The organism is Paenibacillus sp. 2KB_20, assembly GCF_052115765.1.
GTDB lineage: Bacteria > Bacillota > Bacilli > Paenibacillales > Paenibacillaceae > Paenibacillus_AQ.
Genome location: NZ_JBFRHH010000056.1, coordinates 1 through 311 on the forward strand (window position 1 = coordinate 1; position 311 = coordinate 311).

1 rRNA gene is annotated in these 311 nt (G+C 55.3%); it reads left to right on the plus strand.

Annotated features, from left to right (window positions below):
• Positions 1-311: ribosomal RNA gene (locus tag AB4124_RS34155) — 16S ribosomal RNA — on the plus strand; the annotation flags it as partial.

The window sequence follows — 311 nt, forward strand, 5'->3', positions numbered from 1 at the left end:
TGGGCACTCTAGAATGACTGCCGGTGACAAACCGGAGGAAGGCGGGGATGACGTCAAATCATCATGCCCCTTATGACTTGGGCTACACACGTACTACAATGGCTGGTACAACGGGAAGCGAAGCCGCGAGGTGGAGCCAATCCTATAAAAGCCAGTCTCAGTTCGGATTGCAGGCTGCAACTCGCCTGCATGAAGTCGGAATTGCTAGTAATCGCGGATCAGCATGCCGCGGTGAATACGTTCCCGGGTCTTGTACACACCGCCCGTCACACCACGAGAGTTTACAACACCCGAAGTCGGTGGGGTAACCC